The sequence below is a fragment of the Janthinobacterium sp. BHSEK genome (genome assembly GCF_056174685.1).
The window spans coordinates 246,606-266,072 of the sequence record NZ_JBWBYV010000012.1; the positions used below are offsets into that span (position 1 = coordinate 246,606).

Here is a 19,467-nt window from a genome sequence, read left to right on the forward strand (position 1 = left end):
CATGGAGCAGCGCATCCTGATCTACGCGCCTGCCGGCCAGGATGCCGCCCTGGCCGGCACGGTATTGGCGGGCAGCGCCATCGCCAGCCACGCCTGTCGCTCGCCGGGCGAACTGGCCGAGCAGCTGGCGCTGGGCGCCGGCGGCGTACTGACGATCGACGAGGCGCTGCATGCGGGCGTGTATTCCGTGCTCGACGCCTATGCCCGGCAGCAACCGGACTGGTCCGACTTGCCCATCATCCTGCTGACGCACGCGGGACTCGATTCCCTGCCCGTGCGCCAAGCCATCGCCGCCCTGGGCAACCTGACCCTGCTGGAACGCCCCGTGCACATCCTGACCCTGATCACCTCGGCGCACGCCATGCTGCGCGCGCGCCGGCGCCAGTACCAGGTGCGCGAGACGCAGCGGCGCAAGGACGAATTCATTGCCAGCCTCGGGCATGAACTGCGCAATCCGCTGGCCCCCATCAAGTCGTCGGTGGCCCTGCTCAAGCACCTGTTTCCGGCATCGGAGCAGGTCGGCAAGGTGAGCGACGTGATCGAACGCCAGGTGACGCACCTGACGCGGCTGGTGGATGACTTGCTCGACGTGGCGCGCATCACCAGCGGCAAGGTCCTGCTGCAGCGCAAGCAGTTTGAGTTACAGCAAGTACTCGAGCATGTCATCGAACTATGCCAGCCCGCGGCCAGCAGCCGGCACATCCGCATCACCCGCGATATGCCGCCGCATCCCATCACATTGCATGCCGACTATGCGAGGGTGGTGCAGATCTTTGCCAATATCGTCTCGAATGCCGTGAAGTTCACGCCGGACGAAGGGCTCATCCACATTACGGCGCGCCTGGCGCAAGGCCAGCTGCAGGTGATGGTCGAAGACAATGGCATCGGCATCGACCCGGACGCCATCGCGCGCATCTTTTCCATGTTCGAACAGGGACGCACGGTGGCGGGCCAGATAACCAGCGGCCTGGGCATCGGCCTGAGCCTGGCGCGCCAATTTGCCGAAATGCATGGCGGCAGCATCGAGGCCTACAGCGACGGGCCGGGACGCGGCAGCCGCTTCATCGTCACCCTGCCGGCCGGCGCCAGCGCCCCCCCGACCGCCACGCCGCCCGCCGCCGGAAGCGACACGCCCGCCGGCGCGGGCCAGCCCGTGCCAGTGCTGGTGGTGGACGACAACCGCGACGCGGCCGATTCCTTGCAAAGCCTGTTCCAGCTCGAGGGCTATGCCGCCCAAGTCGCGTATGGCGGCGCGCAGGCGCTGGCAGCCGTCGACAGGGTATGGCCGCAACTGGTGGTAATGGACCTGGGCATGCCGGACATGGATGGCTACGAGGCGGCGCGCCAGATACGCCAGCGTGCGCACGGGCGCGACGTGCTGATGATCGCCCTGACGGGCTGGGGCCAGGGCGAAGCGCGCGCGCGCACCGAGCAAGCCGGTTTCGACCATCACCTGACGAAACCCGTGGATTTCGACGCCATCACCGCCCTGCTGCGCGCGCACCTGGCACGGCAGGAAGGGACGGCTACGCAGACAACGTCATAGCGCTTATTTCCACTTGCCGCGCAGCTCCTGCACCTTTTGCTGCAACAGTTCCGGCGTGGCGGCCTCGGGCGCCACGGGCATGCCCACGGCCAGCGACAGACGCGAGCGCAAACCCGCCTTGAAGGCGCGCTCGAACAAATGGCCATTGCGATGGCTCAACAGATGTCCCCACAAACCGCGCAGCGCCAGCGGAATCACCGGCACCTTGCTGCGCTCGACGATCTTGGCGATGCCGCCCTTGAATTCGCTGATCTGGCCCGTGCGCGTCAGCTTGCCTTCGGGGAAGATGCACACCAGCTCGCCTTCATGCAGCGCTTGCGCGATATCGATGAAAGCCTTTTCCATCAGGAAAGGATCTTCCTTGGCCGGCGCGATGGGAATCGCCTTGGCCGTGCGGAAAATCCAGCCCATCAGCGGCATCTTGAAGATGCGGTGGTCCATGACGAAGCGGATCGGACGGGGGCTGGCCGCCATGATGACGATGGCGTCCACGTAGCTGACGTGGTTGCAAACCAGCACGGCCGCGCCTTCCGTGGGAATGCGCTCGCCATCGACCACTTTGACCCGGTGCACGGTCTGGATGAGTATCCACGCGAGGAAGCGCATGAGGAATTCCGGCACCAGCGAGAAGATATAGGCAGCCACCAGCGCATTCAGAATCGCCGTGACGAGGAACAGCTGCGGGATCGTAAATCCTTGCCCCAGCAGCACGATGGCCACGCCGGCGGCCGCCACCATGAACAGGGCGTTCAAAATATTCATGCCGGCGATCGTGCGCGAAATGTGTTTCGGGTCGCAACGCGTCTGGATCAGGGCGAACAGGGGCACGATGAAGAAGCCGCCGAACACGCCAATCATGACGATGTCGAGCAAAATGCGCGGCACGCCGGCCTGGCCCACAAACGCCAGGGCATCGACGATGTGCGTATTCGCGTAGGCATTGCTGGCGAAATACAGGTCGATGCCGAACAGCGACAGGCCGATGGAGCCGAACGGCACCAGGCCGATCTCGATCTTGTGGCCCGACAGCCGTTCGCACAGCAGGGAACCCGTGCCGATGCCGACGGAAAACACCGTCAGCAGCAGCACGAACACGCTGTGGTCGCCATGCAGGAAATCCTTCGAGTACACGGGGAACTGGGCCAGGATCAGGGCGCCGTAGAACCAGAACCAGGAGTTGCCCAGCATGGCCAGGAAGACGGGGCGGTTCTTGCGCGAAAAATTCAGGTTGCGGAACGATTCGGCGACAAAATTCAGGCTCACCTTCAGCTCCGGCTCGGGCGCGGGCGTGCGCGGCACGCGGTAGCTGGCGATCAGGCCCAAGACGGCCACGGCGATCGTCGCGCCCGCCACCAGTTCCACGCCCAGCGGCTTGTGCACGATCAAGACGGCGCCGAGGATTTCGCCCAACAAGATGCCGACAAAGGTGCCCATCTCGATCAGGCCATTGCCACCGACCAATTCCTCGGGTTTCAGTTGTTGTGGCAGATACGCATATTTCACGGGGCCGAACAGGGTGGAATGGATGCCCATGCCCACCACGGCGGCCACCAGCAGCCACAGCGTGTGCGTCATCCAGCCGGCGGCGGCCACGGCCATGATGGCCAGTTCCATCCATTTGACGAAACGGGCCAGGCCAGCCTTTTCAAACTTGTCGGCCAGCTGGCCCGCCGTGGCCGAAAACACGACGTAGGGCAGGATGAACAGGCCGGGAATCAGGTTGGTGATGGTGGACGGGTCGAGCGTGGTCCAGCTCAGCGCATCGTAGGCGAGGATCACCATCAGGGCCGTCTTGAACAGATTGTCGTTGAAGGCGCCAAAGAACTGGGTCCAGAAGAAGGGCCCGAAACGGCGCTGCGACAATAAGGAAAACTGGCTGCTTTGACTCATGGCATGGGGAACCGGCAATTAAGGAATTGCTAAAATACAGCACTATCCTGCGCGCGACAATCTGAATGTCGTCATCTTGCTTGGCGTCAATACGGAAAACAGCCTGCCGCGCAATGCTGGCCACGTCTTCCTGATGCCGTCCCCGGTACTTACCCTGACACAACAGAAATCGCCTGTCTCTTGATAATAAGGTAATGTGCGCATACTTCGGGCGCCTTCGCCCTGCCCTTCCAGGAAAGCTACTCCATGTTTGGATTGATCACGCTGTTCATCCTTGGCTTGCTGATTGCCGCCTTCGTGCTGGCATTGCAATACCGCAGAAAGGTGGCCGACCTGGAGCTGCTGACGGCGCGCCTGCGCAAGGAAGTCAACGGCATCCAGCAGCGCCTGCAAGCGCTGGAAGGCCAGGCCGACGCGCCACTTGCCCCGCCCGCCGAGGAGAGTGCAGTACCGGCGCCTGTGCCTGTTTCCGCGCCGACACCGGCACCGGTACCGCAAGCGGCCATGACCGAGCCGCTCGAACTGGCAAAGGCCGCACCGGCAGTGCCGGCGGCAGCCCCGCCCAGGCCTGCGCCGCCTACCGCGCCGGCGCCTGCCAAACCAGCATCCGCCGCCACCAACACCCCGTCCTGGATCGCGCGCCCGGATGGCCTGTTTGCCAAGGCGAAGAACTGGCTGTTTACCGGCAACCTGGTCGCCAAGCTGGGTTTATTGATCCTCTTCCTCGGCGTCAGCTTCCTGCTCAAATACGTGTCGGCGCAGGTCACGCTGCCCATCGAGCTGCGCCTGGCCGGCATCGCGCTGGCCGACATCGCCCTGCTGGCCTGGGCCTGGCGCATCCGCCTCAGCCGCCCCGGCATCAGCCTGCCGCTGCAGGGCACGGCGCTGGCGATATTGATGCTGGTGACGTTCGGCGCCTTCCGCCTGTATGAACTGATCCCGGCGGGCCTAGCGTTTGCCGTGCTGTTCGTGCTGACGGCGTTCACGTGTCTGCTGGCCGTGCTGCAAAACGCCGTCTGGCTGGCCGTCTTCGGCATCGTCGGCGGCTTTGCCGTGCCCCTGCTCGTGTCGACGGGCAGCGGCAACCATATCGGCCTGTTCAGCTATTACGCGCTGCTCAATGCGGGCGTCTTCGCCATCGCCCTGCAACGCGCCTGGCGCGTCCTGAATGTGCTGAGCTTTGGCTTCACCTTCGTCGTCGCCACCACCTGGGGCCTGCTGCGCTACACTCCCGAGCACTATCTGTCGACGCAACTGTTTTTGATCCTGTTCGTGCTGTTCTATATCGGCATCGCGATTGCCTACTGCGCGCGCCAGGCGCCGCGCCTGAAACACTATGTGGATGGCACCCTCGTGTTCGGCACGCCGCTGGCGGCCATGGGCCTGCAATACGGCCTGGTCCGGCACTTCGAGTTCGGTCTGGCGTTTTCCGCGCTGGTCGCCGGCTTGACTTACACGGGACTGGCCGTCACCCTGTGGCGCCGCGCAGGTTTCAAACTGCTGGCCGAAGCCTTCCTTGCGCTGGGCATCGTCTTCGGCACCCTGGCCATCCCCTTTGCCCTCGATGGCCGCTGGACGTCCGCCGCCTGGGCGCTGGAAGGCGCGGGCATCGTCTGGGTCGGCTTGCGCCAGCGCCAGACCCTGGCCTGGGCCTTCGGCCTGCTGGTGCAGGGGGCCGCCTGGCTTGCCTTCCTCACCGCCATGCAGGAACTCGATACGGCATCGGCCCTGCAGGCCAACATCTGGCTCGGCTGCGCGCTGCTGGCCGCCGCCGCGCTGGTGATGGCCTACAACTTCCGCCGCCACGGCAGCCACTTGCAGCCGGAGTTCATGAGTAGCATGTCCGTGCTGCTCCTGACGGCCGCCACGGTCTGGCTGCTGGGCGGCATCTGGAGCGAAATCCTGCTGCGCACGGATGCCGTCACGCAACTGAATCTGCTGACCGTCAGCGCGCTGGCAGTGGCGGCCCTGCTGGCGGCGCTGGCGCGGCGCGAACAATGGCATGCGCCGCGCGCCCTGCTGCTGGCCGTGCAGGTACTGGCAGGCATGGTCATGCTCAGCCGCGCCAGCTGGGCCTGGGACCAGCACCCGGCCAGCCTGTTCGGCGGCTCCTTCCTCAGCGCCCTGCTGCTGGGCGCCGCCGCCTTTGCCAGCGCCCGTTTCCTTGCGCTGCGCGCGCGCGGCGGCGACGCGCTGCTGGCGCTGGCAGCGCGTCCCCTGCTGGTGTGGAGCAGCTTGCTGTGGTTTGCCGCCATCCTCATGCCCTTCACCAGCTGGCTGCTGCGCCTGATCGACGGCAACCTGGAACTGCAGCCGCACGCGGGCGAGCACTGGCTGGCGCTGTACCTGATCGCCGTGTGCGTCACGACGCCCTTGTTCGCCATCCTGGCGCGGCGCCTCGATTGGCCGCAGCTGCGCTGGTTCACCGTGGCGGCCTGGCTCGGCCTGGGCCTGTGGAGCGCCAACATGCTGCTGGCGCTGTACCTGCGCGACTACCTGCCGACGGGCTTGAGCTGGCTGGCCCTGGCTGGCGCCCTGGCGGCCGGCGAATACCTGCTGCGGGCCTGGCCCAAGGCCGGCTGGCAACTCGACGTGCGTGCGCTGCGCCTGTTGCATACGCTGCGCACGGCGGCGCCATGGCTGATGCTGTGGCCCGTGGGCGCCATGCATGTGGGCGCCTGGCTGGCGCGCCACGAAGGCAGCGTCAGCCCCGCCTGGGCCCGCTACTTACCGGCCTGGGCCATGATGCTGGCACTGGCCTGGCTGATCCGCCGCTGCCGCGCCGGCGCCTGGCCGGTGGCGCCGATTGCCGCGTGGTACCAGCGCACCCTGATACCGCTGGGCGCCCTGTGGTCGCTGCTGCTGATCGCCGCATGGAATATTGTCGATGACGGCGCCATGGCGCCGCTGCCCTACTTGCCGCTACTCAATCCTCTGGACTTGAGCACGGGCTTTGCCGTCCTGCTGGCCATCGCCAGCTACCGTTTATTCCCGGCCGGCCAGATCCCCCTGCCGTCCCTGTGGCAAGCGCGCTTGCCCGTCGTGGCCGCATGCTTGCTGTACGGCTGGTTCAACCTGATGCTGCTGCGCACGGTGTCGCACTACCTCGGCGTGCCCTACACGTTTGACGCCATGCTGGCCTCGCAGTTCGTGCAAGCGATGCTGTCGCTGGTGTGGAGCGTCACGGCCCTGCTGCTGATGCGCCATGCGGCCCGCCAGCAGCGGCGTCAGCAATGGAGTATGGGCGCCGTGCTGCTGGGACTGGTTGTCCTGAAGCTGTTCCTGATCGATCTGTCGAACGTGGGCGGCATCGAACGCATCGTGTCTTTCGTGGGTGTCGGCTTGCTGATGGTCTTGATCGGCTACCTGGCCCCCTTCCCCAAGGCGGCCGCGCCAGCGCCAGCCGAACCCCAACCGGGAGCAACATGAAAACCACACTCATGTTCGGCATCATGTTGATGGCAGGCGCTGCGCTGGCCGCGCCTGGCCAGGACCGGCCGCAGGACTATCGCTGGAGCATGCCCATCCAGTCGCCGGCCGGCGCGGGCATCGTCCAGCTGGCGTTGCCCAGGGAAGTCTACCTGCACGCCAGCTCGGCCAACCTGGCCGACCTGCGCCTGTTCGACGCCGACGGCAAGCGCCTGGCCTATGCCATCGGCGCGCCGCCCGCGCAATCGGCCACGCAGCGCACGAACATTCCAGCCCGTATCTTCCCCGTGACGGGCACGCCGGCAACTGGCGATGGCTTGCAAGGCATCGACATCCGCACGGCCGACGATGGCCGCTTGCTGTCGGTCAGCACGCGCGCCGGCACGGCAGCGAGTACGGCGGCGAGCACGCGCGCCGGCACGGCAGCGAGTACGGCGGCGAGCACGGCGGCGCTGCAGGCGCTGATCCTCGACCTGGGCAAGCAAACGCAAGACAGGCGCATCGCCGCCTTGCGCTTCACGCCGCCGGCCCGCACGGACAATTACAGTGCCCAAGTGCTGCTGGAAGTGAGCGATGACCTGAAACAATGGGACGCCATCGGCACCACCACCCTGAATTGGCTCAGCAACAGCGACACGCAAACCCTGGCCAACGACAGCATCGCCTTTGCGCCGCGCGCGTTTCGCTATGCACGCCTGAGCTGGCAAGCGGGCGAGCCGCTGGCCTTTGCGGCGATCACGGCGCAAGCCGTCAGCGAAACGGACATCGCCGCGCCGCGCGCCAGCGTCGTGCTGCAAGGCTTGCCCGGCAAGCAGGACAATGAATGGCGCTACGCCACGCCCCTCGCCATTCCCGCCGACAGCATCGCCCTGCAATTGACGCAGACCAATACGGTGCTGCCCGTGACCCTGGGCGTGTATCGTCAGAACAGCTATGTTCCCCGGCACCGGCTGCACCTGCGCCAGCAGGCGCGTCCCGCGCAAGGCGCATACTTCGATCCCCTGCTGAGCACCACGTTTTACCGCATCGGCCTCGATGGCAAGGAACGGATCTCGGGCGACCTGGCCATGCCCGTGACGCAAACGGGCGAATGGGTGTTGCAGACCTCCCCGGAACACCCGCTCTCCGCCGGCAATGCGCCCGCCTTGCGCCTGGGCTGGACACCAGCCACTGTCGTCTTCCTGGCCAGCGGCAAGCCGCCCTACCAGCTGGCATTCGGAAACAGCGACGCCGCCGCCGTCGCGCAGCCGCTGTCGCAGGTGGCGCCCGGCTTCAAGGCGGACGAATTGCTGGCACTCAAGACGGCCAGCGCCGGCCCGCTCCAGCCCAACGCCGGCGCGGCGGCACCCCCGCGCGTCACCAAGGACGGGGCACCGTGGCACCTGGCCGCACTGTGGGCGGCACTGTTGCTGGGCGTGGGCGTGCTGGGCTTTTTCGCCTGGCGTTTGCTGACGCAGATGAAAGAGGAGCAAGGCAGTACCGACAAGCAGGAACCTTAGCCGCTTGAGCGCGGTACTCGCCGACTCACTGCCGCAACAGCGCCTTGAACGTCTGCGGCATCCAGGGACGGGCCGCCAGCATGAAGCTGATGGCAAGGCGCTCGTTGCCGGGCAAGCGCGCGTCTTCCTGGTGCTGCTGCGAAAATTCCACCGCCACTTGCTTCAGCCGTTCCAGCAAGGCCGCCGTCGATTTCTTCGACAGCATCACGTTCACCAGGCGCAGCAATTCCGTTTCGCCATCGAACTGCGAATTCAAATAGTCGCCATAGGCTTCCTTTTTGAAATACGTGTGGATGGGACCGTTCGGTATCCACGCAAACGTGCGCGCCACCAGCAGTTTGACCCGGTTATTCGGCAGCAGTTCCAGGAAACCGATCTTGTCGAGGCGCAGCAGGTATTTCACGGCTTGCGCTTCGCTGATGTCGTAGATGGCGACGATCTGTTCCAGCGGCAGCAGGTTCAGGGCGGAGACGGCCACCACGAATAGCCGGGTGTCCTCGAGGATTTCCTTTTCCTGCGCATACGTCAGGCCCGTGATCAGGGTGGGCGCCGCCTGGGCTGATTGCACGGCCAGCGCCAGCTGCTGGAAATCGCTGCCGACGGCCACCAGGATCTGGTCCAGCCGCTGCAGGGTAAATTGTTTCTGCGAAAACATCCGCTTGACGCTGGCTTCGGACACGCCGATGCGCTGGGCCAGCTCGGCATACGTGACGGCGCGCGCCTTCAACAGGCGTTTCAGGGCCTCGATCAGGGCGTGGGTTTGCGGCATGCACTTCCTTTATAAAAATAGCATCGGTTCCAGCGGCAAAAAAGTAGCGCAATACGCTACCTGCGGTATGCCTGCCCGCTACGAGTAGCGTTTTCATTGACCAATTGCCCACAGTCTACAATGATGGCGTTGCCACTTGGCACACTTGAAGGAGAAACACATGAAACGCCTGCTGCCCCTCTGCCTGTCCCTGTCGCTGTTGACGCTCTCCGCGGCCGCTCCCGGCCTGGTCCACGCCGCCGCCTCGGAGAACCTGTCGAAAGGCTCGCAAAACCTCAGCCAGGGTTCCGCCATCGTCGTCGCCGGTTCCATGTCGATGCTGGTCGCCTCCGGCCAGGTGGTCGTTGCCAGCGTGGAAACGGTGGGCGAAGGCATCGTCATCGTGCTGAAAGGCGCTTCCGAGGCGGGCGGCGCGTCCATCCAGATGAGCACGCAAGCGGCCAAGGGCCTGTCGCTGGCGGCCGGCACCGTGGTCAATGTGGTGGCGCTTTCCACCGGCCATATGCTGGTCCTGTCCGGCAAGGCCATCGCCTTCATCCCGAACGAACTGGGCAAGGCGCTGCTGCACCACTCCAAAGTGTAATACCGACAACAGGACCTCCATGAAACACATACTCGCCATGACCCTGCTGTGCGCCGCCAGCTTGGCGCCGCTGGCCCAGGCAAACTCCGACACCACCAACGCGTCCGACAACGCCAGCATGGCCTCGGCCATCGTGCTGGTCGGCTCCATGTCGGTGCTGGCCGCCGCCGGTGAAATCGTCATCGACAAGGTGGAAGACGTGGCCGACGGCAGCGTGCTCGTGCTCAAAAGCGCGGCCAACGGTGCCTCGCAGGCGGCCACGGCCTCCGTCAAGCTGAGCCAGAAGGCCACGCAAGGCCTGTCGCTGGCGGCCGGCACGGCCATCAAGGTAGTGGCCGTCTCGACGGGCCACATGCTGATGCTGTCGGGCAAGGCCATCGCCTATGTGCCGAACGCGGCCGGCAATGCCATCCTCCACCATTCGAAAGCGTGAACCCGATGAAACGCCTTACCCTCATTGTTCTCAGCCTGGCCCTGGCCGGTGCCGCCCATGCGGGGCGCTCGTGCGAGGAAAAGCAAACGGATGCGACCACCCTCGTCAAATCGATGGACCTGGCGCAAAAGACCCTGCAGGCGCTCGACGCTTCGGGCGCGCAGGTGGCGCTGCTGGCGCGCGCCGGCCAGGACCTGTCGAAATACCATTTGCGCTATTCGCACATGGCGCTGGCCTGGCGCGACCATCCGAAGGGCCGCTGGCTGGTGGTGCATGAACTCAATGAATGCGGCACGGCGCAATCGTCGCTGTACAACGAAGGCTTGGGCAATTTCTTCATGGACGATGTGTTCATGTATGAAACCCTGATCCTGATTCCGACCCAGGATACGCAGCAGCAACTGGCGCGCCTGCTGACCAGCAACACGCCCAAGCGCCTGCATGAAGCGCACTACAATATGCTGGCCTACCCGTTTTCCACCAAGTACCAGAATTCGAACCAGTGGGTGCTGGAAACCCTGGCCGCCGCCAGCAACGAACCCGGCAAGATCGAGACGCGCGCCGAAGCGCAAGGCTGGCTGCGCAGCGCCAGCTACGCGCCGCAGACGCTGAGCATCCCCGCCGCCACGCGCCTGGGCGCGCGCATGTTCCGCGCCAATATCGCCTTCGACGACCACCCGTTCGAGCGCCGCATGACGCGCCAGATCGACGTCGTCACCGTCGACTCCATCGTGCGCTTCATGCGCCAGCGCGAGCCGCAGGTGCAGGAGATCGTCGTGCGGGGGAATTAGTCTGGCGTCAGGCCGGACAATAACAAGTCGGGCGCCTGCGCCAGCGGCGCCGCGCTGCACAGCACGATGGACAGCTCGGCATGCGCCAAGGTCACGCAGCTTGCCGCATCCATGCCCAGCTTGTAGCGCGCCTCCGCCTCGCTCCAGCGCTGGCAGAACAGCGCCAGCCGCTCATCCGCTGGCAAGCCTTCCAGCTCGGCGGTCACAGCCGCGCCAAACGCCTGGCGCGCCAGCGCCAGCACGTCGCGCCGCGGGTCGCGCAACTCAATATCAAGTCCCAGCCGCGTAGTACCGCTCAGCGCGCAGGCGATCCAGTGGCCGCTGTGCGAAATACTGAAGTAGGGACCGCCGGCGGGCGCCAGCAGCCGCGGCGCCTGGCCCGGACGCTCCTCGAGCGCGATGGCCGCCGGAGACAGCCCCAGCATCCGTCCCATGGCCGTTCGCAGCAAGGCGCGCCCGAGCAGGAACTGGCGCCGCCGCAGCGGCCGCGCAAACCGCGCATAACGGGCCGCTTCCGTCGCACCCAGCCACGTTTCATATTGGCTGATCTCCGCAAGATCAATGCTGCGGGAATCGAGCAGCCAGATGCTGGCGCCGTTACCGGGGAAAGCTGGTGGCATGACAATATTTGGATACGTAAAGGCGCAGTCTGCCACAAATTGCCAGCATGCATGTGGTAAAAAAAATGGCAGCGCGGTTGCCCGGCGCTGCCATTCTCAGCAGGTCTGCTGGCGCTTGCGCGCCGCGCCCATCTTAGTTCGTCATTGCTGCTTCGACCGCTTTATTGTCGGCGCCAGTCGGGCCGCCTTCGGCACGTACATAGTTGGCCTTGATGTAAGCGCTGGTCAGGTTGGCGATGCGGGTCAGCATCAGGTTATCGTGCACGCCAAACGTGAATCCGGCCGCCATCGCGTCGGCGCGCTGGAAGAACTCTGGCGTCGCGACCAGGGCGCCCTTGTTGTCGCGGATCATGACGCGCATGCGCACGCCGGAGCTGCCGGCCAATGGTCCCAGGAATACGCGCTTGGCGCCGCTCTTGAACTGGATTTCTTCGACGATAGGCTCGATGATCAGCACGCGGCCATTGGCCGGGGCGGCATTCCAGCTGGTCAGCGATTCGGCCAGGTCCTTGCGGATATTCTCGTCGATTTTCGCCATGGCGGCCTGGTTGCCCTTGTAGCCTTCGGCAAAGACTGTTGACTTGACTTCAATGCGGCCAAACGACGAGAAAGCCTCGCTCGGCGGCGGATTGGCCGTCGACGATGCCTTGATGCGCGTGGCACAGCCTTGCAACATGGTCAATGCCAGCAACGCGCCAGCCAGGACGACAGTTTTCGATACTTTTTGCATATTCTCTTTCTACTTTTTATTGGAATGGCTTCCAGGCGCCAGCCTTCCTGCAAGCGGGCGCCGGTTACCGATATGGACGATTTCCCTGCTACTTCTTTGCTGCTTACTTACTTGCCTTCAACTTCACGAACTCACCCTTCAAGGCCACGCCCGTCATCATCGTGCCTTCGTGGCACTCGAATTCCGTGGCGCTGGAATTTTCGATGTTTTTGTAATTGCTGACGATATTGACGACGGCATCGGCGCCCACCGACTGGGCGCGCTTTTGCAGTGCCAGCATGGCGGACAGGAAGGCCCAGTTGCACGAGGTTTCTGCCGATTTTCCGACGCCATTGGTTTTCTGGCTCGTCTTGTCGCTGCTGATGCGCGTGGCAATCGGGGGCGTTGCCTGGTCGCCAAAGTAGAATTTGACGGTATCGCCAAGCCGGGCCTGGGCATCGTTGGCGGACATCGCATTGGCGATCGGCATCATGTGTTTGGTATCGCCTGCCTGTGCCGGCAAGATAACCGTCAGCGCTGCACTCATTGACGCCAGGATCATCATTTTTTTCATGCTGTTTTCCTCGATAAGTTAAAGATAGTAAAAAAGGAGCCACACTTGCCAATTGCGCCAGAACAAACGGACTTCACGGCCGGTAACGCTTGAAGATGAGCGACGTGTTAATGCCGCCAAAGGCAAAATTATTCGACATCACATACTCGCATTCGATAGCCCGGCCTTCGCCGGCGATGTAGTCGAGCGGCGCGCATTGCGGGTCGACCTGCTGCAAATTGATGGTGGGGGCAAACCAGCCTTCGCGCATCATCTCGATGCTGATCCACGCTTCCAGCGCGCCGCAGGCGCCCAGGGTGTGGCCCATGTAGCTCTTCAGGGAGCTGATAGGGGTATGCGCGCCAAACACCTCGAACGTGGCTTGCGATTCGGCGATATCGCCCTGCTGCGTGCCGGTGCCGTGCGCGTTGATGTAGCCGATGTCGGACGGCTGCAGTCCCGCGTCGGCCAGCGCCAGCAGCATCGCCTGGCGCATGGTGGCGGCGTTGGGCTGGGTCACGTGGCAGCCATCGCTGTTCGTGCCGAAGCCCACCAGTTCCGCGTGGATGGCGGCGCCGCGCGCCTGCGCGTGCTCGAATTCTTCCAGGATCAGGCAGCCGGCGCCCTCGCCGATGACCAGGCCATCGCGGCTGGCGTCGAACGGGCGCGGCGTCGTGTGGCCGTCGTCATTGCGCGTGCTGGTGGCGAACAGGGTGTCGAAGACGGCCGCCTCGGTGGCGCACAGCTCCTCGGCGCCGCCGGCGATCATCGCCAGCTGCTTGCCGCCGGCGATCGCCTCGTAGGCATAGCCGATGCCCTGGCTGCCCGAGGTGCAGGCGCTCGAGGTGGTAATCACCCTTCCCGTGACGCCGAAAAACACGCCGATGTTGACGGGCGCCGTGTGCGCCATCATCTTGATGTAGGTGGTGGCGTTGATGCCCTTGGTGGTGCGCTCTTCCATCATGCGGCCAAAGTCGCCGATGGCGCTGGGCGTGCCGGCGGACGAACCGAAGGAAATGCCCATCTGCCCGCCTTTGACCACGGGGTGTCCGGCCAGGCCCGCGTGTTCCAGCGCCAATTCGCTGGCGCGCGTGGCCATCAGCGCGATGCGTCCCATGCTGCGCATGGCCTTGCGGTTGTAGCGGTCCGTCAGCGCGAACGGCGCGGCCGGTGCACCCAGCTGGGTATTCAAGCCTTCGTAGTCGGCCCATTCGTCCATGCGCACGACGGCGTTGCGGTACTCGCCCAGGCGCTGGCGGATGGCCAGCCAGTCATTGCCGATCGGGCTGATGCCGGCCATGCCGGTCACGACTACCCGGCGGCTCATGCCATGCCTCCATTGACGGAAATGACCTGACGCGTGATATAGCCCGCTTCCTCGCCGACGAGAAAACTGACGGCGGCGGCCACCTCTTCCGGCGTGCCGACTCTGCGTGCGGGAATCATCTTCAACGCTTCGTCGAGCGGCACCTCGCTGATCATGTCCGTCTCGATCAGGCCCGGCGCCACGCAGTTGACGGTGATGGCGCGCTTGGCCAGTTCCAGCGCCAGCGCCTTGGTGGCGCCGATGATGCCGGCCTTGGCGGCGCTGTAATTGACTTGTCCCCGGTTGCCGATCAGGCCGGAAACGGACGCCATGGTGACGATGCGCCCCGGTTTGCGGCGCTGTACCATCGGCATCACCAGAGGGTTCAGCACATTATAGAAACCATCGAGGTTGGTCTGCAGGACGATATCCCAGTCTTCGCCCGACATGGCGGGAAACGCATTGTCGCGCGCCACGCCGGCGTTGCACACGACGCCGTAATAGCAGCCATGTTCGACGATGTCCGCTTCCAGCGCGGCGGCAGCCGCGGCACGGTCGCCGATATCGAACTGCAGCACGCGCACCGCGCGTCCCATAGCCTGTACCTGCTGCGCCACCGCGTCGGCTTCGCCGCGCGCGCTGCGGCAATGCAGCACCACGTCAAAACCGTCGCGCGCCAGCCGCAAGGCGATAGCCTTGCCGATGCCGCGCGACGATCCCGTCACCAATACACTTTTACTCATGCTGCGCTCCATTCATACTCTCCTGCAGAAATTGCTTTGCATCCTCGGGCTGGAATACCGTAATCGTCGCCTGCGCCAGCACGGCGCCTGCCATCTCGATACGGCACTCGAACGCGCCCAGTCCATTCTCGCCCTGCAAGGCCTGCTGCACATGCACCTGCAGCACGCTGCCATCCACAAACAGGGGCAACTGCGCTTCGTAGCGCCGCGCCCCCAGCAAAAAACCGATCTTCACGGGCGCGCCGGCCAGCCGCGCCAGGTAGCCCGCGTGCGCGGCGATCGCCTGCGCCATGTATTCGATGCCGACCCAGCTGCCCACTCCTGCCGACGGCGCGTCATAAAACACGCTGCCGGCATGGATGGCCACTTCGGCGCACAGGTTTTCCGCATCGGCCGACAACACCCGGTCGAGCAGCACCATGGCGCCGGAATGGGGCACCAGCTCGCGAATAGGTGGAAAACTCATGCTCCCCTCCCGAACAGCAGGGCGGCGTTCGAGCCGCCGAAGGCAAACGAATTGCTCAGTGCCCAGTCGAGCGGACGCCCCAGTCGCGCGCCGGGCAAGGCCAGGCGCAGCGGCGGCAGCGATTCGTCAGGCACGCCATCCCACAGGTGCGGCGGCAGCAAGCCCTCGGCGTTATCGTCCTGCATCGCCAGCCAGCACAGCGCCGCCTCGATGGCCGCCGCCGCGCCCAGCGCATGGCCTGTCAGCGGCTTGGTGGAGCTGCTCATCGCCGTGGCGCCGAACAGGTCGGACACTACGCGCGCTTCCATCGCATCGTTCTGCGGCGTGGCCGTGCCATGCAGGTTCACATAATCGATTTCCGATGCCGTGACGCCCGCGCGCGCGAGTGCCTGGGCGATGGCCAGCCGCGCGCCGCCGCCTGCGGGATCCGGCGCCGACATGTGGTGGCCATCGGACGACTCGCCCCAGCCGCGCAAGGCCACACTGGCAGGTTGCGCCGTCATCAGGAACAGGGCAGCGCCCTCGCCGATATTGATGCCGTCGCGGTTCGCGCCCAGTGGGTTGCAACGCCGCGCGCTGACAGACGCCAGAGCGGAGAAACCGGCCACGGTAAAGCCGCACAGGGTATCGACGCCTCCCGTCAGCACGGCGTCGCACAGGCCCATGCGGATCATGCGCGCCGCACTGGCCATCGCCTTCGCGCTCGACGAACAGGCGCTCGAATGCACGAGGGCCGGTCCGTCGATACCCAGTTCCTCGGCCAGCATCAATGCCGGCGACGCCATCTCCTGCTGGCCATAGTGGAAGGTGCCAGGCAAGCCGTCGCCCGCCATATGCCGGCCGATCGCGCCTTCCGTCTCTGCAATGCCCGAAGTACTCGTGCCGATCACCACGGCCACGCGGTCCGCGCCGTAGCGGGTGATGGACTGCTCCACGGCCGGGCGGATCTGCGCCAGCGCCGCCAGCGCCATCCGGTTATTGCGGCTGCGCGCGGCGATGCAGTGATGCGCCGCCGATGGCAAGGCCGCATCGACCACGCCCAGCGACAGCAAGCGCCCCGGGGTGTAGGTATCGACGGGTACCACACCGCTATCCGCGGCAAACAGGCGCGCACGCACCTCTTCGCGGCTGGCGCCCAGCGCGCAGACGATGCCGCAGTCATTCAGGTACACAGTCAAGCCAGTCATTCAACTTCCTTCCGGAGCATTCTGTATCGTCAGGCGATAGCGGTAGCGCAGGTTGTCGAGCACCACCGTACCGCTCCAGCGCGGCATGCCGCTGTAGTCGATCACCGTCACCGCCTCGTCATGCAGGAACAGGGTGCGCCGCAGGCCGCTGTCCTCGATGCGCCAGCCGGCCGGCAGGGCTTGCGCGATCGCCTCGCGCGGCCACAGGGTCAGCTGCATGTCTTCCAGCACGTCCTCGGCGCGCACCTGCGCCGGCAGCATCAGGTGGCGCCATGACGTCATGTCCTTGCCGTCGAAATGCAGTGATAGCACGCGCTGGCCAAACGCCAGTCCCACCAGATCGAGATGCGACGGCTCCACCTCCAGCGCCGCATCGAGTTCATCGATGCGCCCCGCCCGTTCGACTACCAGGTGCTGCTGCACGCTGACCGTGGCACCCAGCGCCCGCGGCGCCAGTTTCAGGCCAAGGCGCGCGGGTGCCGAAGGCGGCATGCTGGCGCAGCCCGCAAGCGCCAGCAGCAATGCCGGCGCCCATCGTTGACAGTGCAAAAACATCAGATTTCTCCTGCGGCATCAGCCGCGCTACGGTTATCGGCTTCGGCAAAGCACGGCGACAGCAGCCATACCAGCGCCGTGCCGATCAGCATGGTCAGGCCAAATGCCTGCAATGCAGCCGTCTTGCTCAGGGCCAGCAAGCCGAAAGACAGAATGGTATTCGCCGCCGACAGACCCACGGCCAGCCATGGCGTATCGTTGCTGCGGTCAGGGTGCTCCTGCATGAAGATGCCGTAATCGACGCCCACGCCCAGCAGCAGCATCAGTGCGAGCACGTGGAACAGCTGTAGCGGCAGGTTCAAATAGCCGAGCAAGGCCAGGACCGCCACGCTGGCCAGGGCCGTGGGCGCCAGTACGCGCCAGGTGCGGCGCCGGTAACGGGGCAGCAGCAAGCCGAAGACCACCAGGTAGGCGCCCAGCACCACGGCGCCCATATAGACGCGGTAACGGCCCAGCACCGAGGAAATTTCACTCACCTTGTCGACCCACTGCACCCCGGGCATGCCCTCGCCCGCCTGCGCCAGCAGGGGAATGGCCGCATACTGCATGCCGCGCAAGGCGACGATGGAGGCATAGCCGCCTTCGACCTTGCCCAGCCACAGGTGGCGCCATGGCTCGCTGGCCGGCACCTTCAGGAAGGCGTCGATCGACAGCGGCGCACCGGCTTGCGCCAGTTGCGCGCGCACCTTGCCGGCCCACTCGGGGCCTTCGTCGACGGACTGCGCCAGCAAGTCGAGCGCGGCACCCGGCTGCAGGATGGCCGTCTCGAGCAGCGTGCGCCGCGCCGCCTGCGTCTGCAGCGAGGGCACCCAGTTCGACATGGCCTGGTAGCCGCTGATGTGCTTTTGTGCGATCAGCGGCAGCAGGCGCTGTTTCAACGTTTCCTCGCGCTGCAGCACGGCTTCCGCGCTGTCGCCGCGCACCAGGTAGAACTGCACCGGAGTGGGGCCATCGAGCAATTTGCTCAATTTGATCTGGTCGCGTATCAGGTGCGCGGGCGGCGTTTGCAGCAAGCGGATATCGTCATTAACGTCCAGGCGGCTGATGCCGAAGAGCGCAAACAGGGCAAACAGCACGCCGCCCACCAGGGTGGCGCGGTTGGCCCGCAACAACGGCCAGCGCGCGCGCGCCACGCCATACTGTTTGACCAGCGCGCCGCTCTTCAAGGTGCCGCCTTTGACCAGCGCGGGGAACCAGAACACCACCGTCAGCCAGGCAAACACCAGGCCCAGGGCGGAAAATACGGCCATATGGCGCAAGCCGGGAAATGGCGTCAGAGCCAGACCCATGTAGCCGATGACGGCGGCCAGCAGGGTCAGGCACAGGCCCGGCAGCAAACGGCGCAGCAAGGTGCGCGAATCGAGCGCCGGATCGGCGCCCAGGCGGTTGCACAGGAAATAAATCCCGTAGTCCTGCGCCACGCCAATCAGGCTGGCGCCAAAGACCAATGTCATCAGGTGTATTTTGCCAAACAGCAGCCAGCACACGGACAGGGAACCCAGGCAGCCGATGCTGATCGACAGCAGGATCAGCGAGATCGGCTTGAACGAGCGGAAGGTGAACCACGTCAGCAGGATGATGCCGGCCAGAGACCCCAGGCCGATGGTCGACATTTCGCCTGCCGCCTGGCTGCTGGCGGCCGCCGCATGCAGGATCACGCCCGCGCTGATGATTTCCACGCCAGGCATGGCCTGCCGCGCCGCCGCTTCGGCTTGTGCCAGCGCGGGCAACACGCTTTCCTGCGCACCCAGCGAAAAGGCGGGCAGGCTCAAGGTCATCGGCAGCAGCACATACTGGCGCTCGCCGTCGGCGACGAACAAATGGCCGTCGCGCGGACGCACGGGCGTTTCCTGTGCGCGCTCCTGCACCCAGCCGCCGAACAGGCCAAAGGGATCGTCCTGCCAGGCGCCAAGTTTCGGCCCGCCGAAAGGACTGTAGAGCTGACTCAACGCCGAATCACGCCAAAACGCGGGTGATTCCTGGCGCAGCTGCGTTTCCTGCGACGCCGTCAGCAAGGTCAACCGGTGCTGCTGGAACAACGCCAGCCAGTCGTTCTGCGTCTGCTCGTCGAGCGGCGTGGACCGGAACAGGCCCGCATGGCGCGCCAGCACGGCGCTGTAGGCATCGGCCGCTCGCTTCGCATCGGCCCAGTCGGGCGCGCCGACCAGCACCACTACGCGCTGCTGCGCCGCGTCGACCATGTGCGTAAACGACGCCTGCAGCACCGGATCGCGCTCCTGCACCGGCAGCAAGGCCAGGATGTCGGTTTCCGGCGCGATGCGCTTGCCCAGCCACAGATAGGCGTTATGCGCCAGCAGCAGCGCCACCACCAGCGCCCAGGCGATGGCCAGCAGGCGCCCGGCGTTGCGGCCGCGGTTCGTCAGGGAA

Annotated in this window: 17 protein-coding genes; 6 read left to right on the plus strand and 11 right to left on the minus strand. The window is 65.3% G+C overall.

What is annotated here, in order from left to right; translation table 11 throughout:
* Position 1: 1 nt before the first annotated feature.
* Positions 2 to 1,546, plus strand: coding sequence for a hybrid sensor histidine kinase/response regulator (locus AC0V2Y_RS05780; RefSeq protein ID WP_475415517.1), 1,545 nt, complete (start codon positions 2 to 4; stop codon positions 1,544 to 1,546).
* A gap of 3 nt (positions 1,547 to 1,549) precedes the next feature.
* Here the strand turns inward: AC0V2Y_RS05780 and AC0V2Y_RS05785 are convergent, their stop codons facing one another.
* The gene (locus AC0V2Y_RS05785) at positions 1,550 to 3,436 is read right to left on the minus strand and encodes an MFS transporter (RefSeq protein WP_475415518.1); all 1,887 of its coding nucleotides are present in this window, start codon (positions 3,434 to 3,436) and stop codon (positions 1,550 to 1,552) included.
* A 246-nt stretch (positions 3,437 to 3,682) separates the two neighbouring features.
* On the opposite strand from AC0V2Y_RS05785, the gene AC0V2Y_RS05790 reads away from it, so the two are divergent.
* Together AC0V2Y_RS05790 and AC0V2Y_RS05795 are read left to right on the plus strand one after the other, a co-directional pair.
* On the plus strand, positions 3,683 to 6,865 hold the full coding sequence (locus tag AC0V2Y_RS05790; protein WP_475415519.1) for a DUF2339 domain-containing protein: 3,183 nt from the start codon (positions 3,683 to 3,685) through the stop codon (positions 6,863 to 6,865).
* The gene (locus tag AC0V2Y_RS05795) at positions 6,862 to 8,364 is read left to right on the plus strand and encodes a DUF3999 family protein (protein WP_475415520.1); all 1,503 of its coding nucleotides are present in this window, start codon (positions 6,862 to 6,864) and stop codon (positions 8,362 to 8,364) included. The genes AC0V2Y_RS05790 and AC0V2Y_RS05795 overlap by 4 nt, the downstream gene beginning before the upstream one ends.
* Positions 8,365 to 8,389: 25 nt before the next feature.
* Here AC0V2Y_RS05795 and AC0V2Y_RS05800 read toward each other — a convergent pair whose 3' ends face one another.
* The gene (locus tag AC0V2Y_RS05800; RefSeq protein ID WP_475415521.1) at positions 8,390 to 9,133 is read right to left on the minus strand and encodes a helix-turn-helix domain-containing protein; all 744 of its coding nucleotides are present in this window, start codon (positions 9,131 to 9,133) and stop codon (positions 8,390 to 8,392) included.
* Between the two features lie 160 nt (positions 9,134 to 9,293).
* Between AC0V2Y_RS05800 and AC0V2Y_RS05805 the strand changes: the two genes are divergently transcribed.
* The 3 genes from AC0V2Y_RS05805 to AC0V2Y_RS05815 are packed head-to-tail and all read left to right on the plus strand — an operon-like array spanning position 9,294 to position 10,940.
* Complete coding sequence (locus tag AC0V2Y_RS05805; protein ID WP_475415522.1) at positions 9,294 to 9,716, plus strand: hypothetical protein; 423 nt, start codon at positions 9,294 to 9,296, stop codon at positions 9,714 to 9,716.
* Positions 9,717 to 9,735: 19 nt separating this feature from the next.
* Positions 9,736 to 10,149 (plus strand): hypothetical protein, encoded by a 414-nt coding sequence (locus AC0V2Y_RS05810; protein WP_475415523.1) that lies wholly within the window; start codon positions 9,736 to 9,738, stop codon positions 10,147 to 10,149.
* 5 nt (positions 10,150 to 10,154) lie between these two features.
* On the plus strand, positions 10,155 to 10,940 hold the full coding sequence (locus AC0V2Y_RS05815) for a DUF2145 domain-containing protein (RefSeq protein WP_475415524.1): 786 nt from the start codon (positions 10,155 to 10,157) through the stop codon (positions 10,938 to 10,940).
* Here the strand turns inward: AC0V2Y_RS05815 and AC0V2Y_RS05820 are convergent.
* The 9 genes from AC0V2Y_RS05820 to AC0V2Y_RS05860 form a co-directional block, all read right to left on the minus strand.
* Positions 10,937 to 11,560, minus strand: coding sequence for a 4'-phosphopantetheinyl transferase family protein (locus tag AC0V2Y_RS05820; protein ID WP_475415525.1), 624 nt, complete (start codon positions 11,558 to 11,560; stop codon positions 10,937 to 10,939). The genes AC0V2Y_RS05815 and AC0V2Y_RS05820 overlap by 4 nt on opposite strands.
* Before the next feature lie 133 nt (positions 11,561 to 11,693).
* Positions 11,694 to 12,290 carry a hypothetical protein gene (locus AC0V2Y_RS05825; protein WP_475415526.1) on the minus strand — a complete coding sequence of 199 codons (597 nt, stop codon included), beginning with the start codon at positions 12,288 to 12,290 and terminating at the stop codon, positions 11,694 to 11,696.
* 103 nt (positions 12,291 to 12,393) lie between these two features.
* Positions 12,394 to 12,843: an excinuclease ATPase subunit gene (locus tag AC0V2Y_RS05830; RefSeq protein WP_475415527.1), complete on the minus strand. Its 450-nt coding sequence runs from the start codon at positions 12,841 to 12,843 to the stop codon at positions 12,394 to 12,396.
* Between the two features lie 73 nt (positions 12,844 to 12,916).
* The gene (locus AC0V2Y_RS05835) at positions 12,917 to 14,149 is read right to left on the minus strand and encodes a beta-ketoacyl-ACP synthase (RefSeq protein ID WP_475415528.1); all 1,233 of its coding nucleotides are present in this window, start codon (positions 14,147 to 14,149) and stop codon (positions 12,917 to 12,919) included.
* Positions 14,146 to 14,871: a 3-oxoacyl-ACP reductase FabG gene (gene fabG / locus AC0V2Y_RS05840; protein ID WP_475415529.1), complete on the minus strand. Its 726-nt coding sequence runs from the start codon at positions 14,869 to 14,871 to the stop codon at positions 14,146 to 14,148. Before fabG ends, AC0V2Y_RS05835 begins: the two co-directional genes overlap by 4 nt.
* Positions 14,864 to 15,337 (minus strand): hotdog family protein, encoded by a 474-nt coding sequence (locus AC0V2Y_RS05845; RefSeq protein WP_034750368.1) that lies wholly within the window; start codon positions 15,335 to 15,337, stop codon positions 14,864 to 14,866. Before AC0V2Y_RS05845 ends, fabG begins: the two co-directional genes overlap by 8 nt.
* Positions 15,334 to 16,524 carry a beta-ketoacyl-ACP synthase gene (locus tag AC0V2Y_RS05850; protein WP_475415530.1) on the minus strand — a complete coding sequence of 397 codons (1,191 nt, stop codon included), beginning with the start codon at positions 16,522 to 16,524 and terminating at the stop codon, positions 15,334 to 15,336. The genes AC0V2Y_RS05845 and AC0V2Y_RS05850 overlap by 4 nt, the downstream gene beginning before the upstream one ends.
* Entirely contained in the window at positions 16,525 to 17,079 is a 555-nt protein-coding gene (locus AC0V2Y_RS05855) for a DUF3261 domain-containing protein (protein ID WP_475415531.1), read from the minus strand.
* Entirely contained in the window at positions 17,079 to 19,463 is a 2,385-nt protein-coding gene (locus AC0V2Y_RS05860) for an MMPL family transporter (protein WP_475415636.1), read from the minus strand. Before AC0V2Y_RS05860 ends, AC0V2Y_RS05855 begins: the two co-directional genes overlap by 1 nt.
* Positions 19,464 to 19,467: the final 4 nt, after the last annotated feature.

Coding starts and splice junctions, on each gene's coding strand:
- AC0V2Y_RS05780 (WP_475415517.1), top strand. CDS start 2: ATGGAGCAGCGCATCCTGATCTACGCGCCTGCCGGCCAGGATGCCGCC.
- AC0V2Y_RS05785 (WP_475415518.1), bottom strand. CDS start 3,436: ATGAGTCAAAGCAGCCAGTTTTCCTTATTGTCGCAGCGCCGTTTCGGG.
- AC0V2Y_RS05790 (WP_475415519.1), top strand. CDS start 3,683: ATGTTTGGATTGATCACGCTGTTCATCCTTGGCTTGCTGATTGCCGCC.
- AC0V2Y_RS05795 (WP_475415520.1), top strand. CDS start 6,862: ATGAAAACCACACTCATGTTCGGCATCATGTTGATGGCAGGCGCTGCG.
- AC0V2Y_RS05800 (WP_475415521.1), bottom strand. CDS start 9,133: ATGCCGCAAACCCACGCCCTGATCGAGGCCCTGAAACGCCTGTTGAAG.
- AC0V2Y_RS05805 (WP_475415522.1), top strand. CDS start 9,294: ATGAAACGCCTGCTGCCCCTCTGCCTGTCCCTGTCGCTGTTGACGCTC.
- AC0V2Y_RS05810 (WP_475415523.1), top strand. CDS start 9,736: ATGAAACACATACTCGCCATGACCCTGCTGTGCGCCGCCAGCTTGGCG.
- AC0V2Y_RS05815 (WP_475415524.1), top strand. CDS start 10,155: ATGAAACGCCTTACCCTCATTGTTCTCAGCCTGGCCCTGGCCGGTGCC.
- AC0V2Y_RS05820 (WP_475415525.1), bottom strand. CDS start 11,560: ATGCCACCAGCTTTCCCCGGTAACGGCGCCAGCATCTGGCTGCTCGAT.
- AC0V2Y_RS05825 (WP_475415526.1), bottom strand. CDS start 12,290: ATGCAAAAAGTATCGAAAACTGTCGTCCTGGCTGGCGCGTTGCTGGCA.
- AC0V2Y_RS05830 (WP_475415527.1), bottom strand. CDS start 12,843: ATGAAAAAAATGATGATCCTGGCGTCAATGAGTGCAGCGCTGACGGTT.
- AC0V2Y_RS05835 (WP_475415528.1), bottom strand. CDS start 14,149: ATGAGCCGCCGGGTAGTCGTGACCGGCATGGCCGGCATCAGCCCGATC.
- fabG (WP_475415529.1), bottom strand. CDS start 14,871: ATGAGTAAAAGTGTATTGGTGACGGGATCGTCGCGCGGCATCGGCAAG.
- AC0V2Y_RS05845 (WP_034750368.1), bottom strand. CDS start 15,337: ATGAGTTTTCCACCTATTCGCGAGCTGGTGCCCCATTCCGGCGCCATG.
- AC0V2Y_RS05850 (WP_475415530.1), bottom strand. CDS start 16,524: ATGACTGGCTTGACTGTGTACCTGAATGACTGCGGCATCGTCTGCGCG.
- AC0V2Y_RS05855 (WP_475415531.1), bottom strand. CDS start 17,079: ATGTTTTTGCACTGTCAACGATGGGCGCCGGCATTGCTGCTGGCGCTT.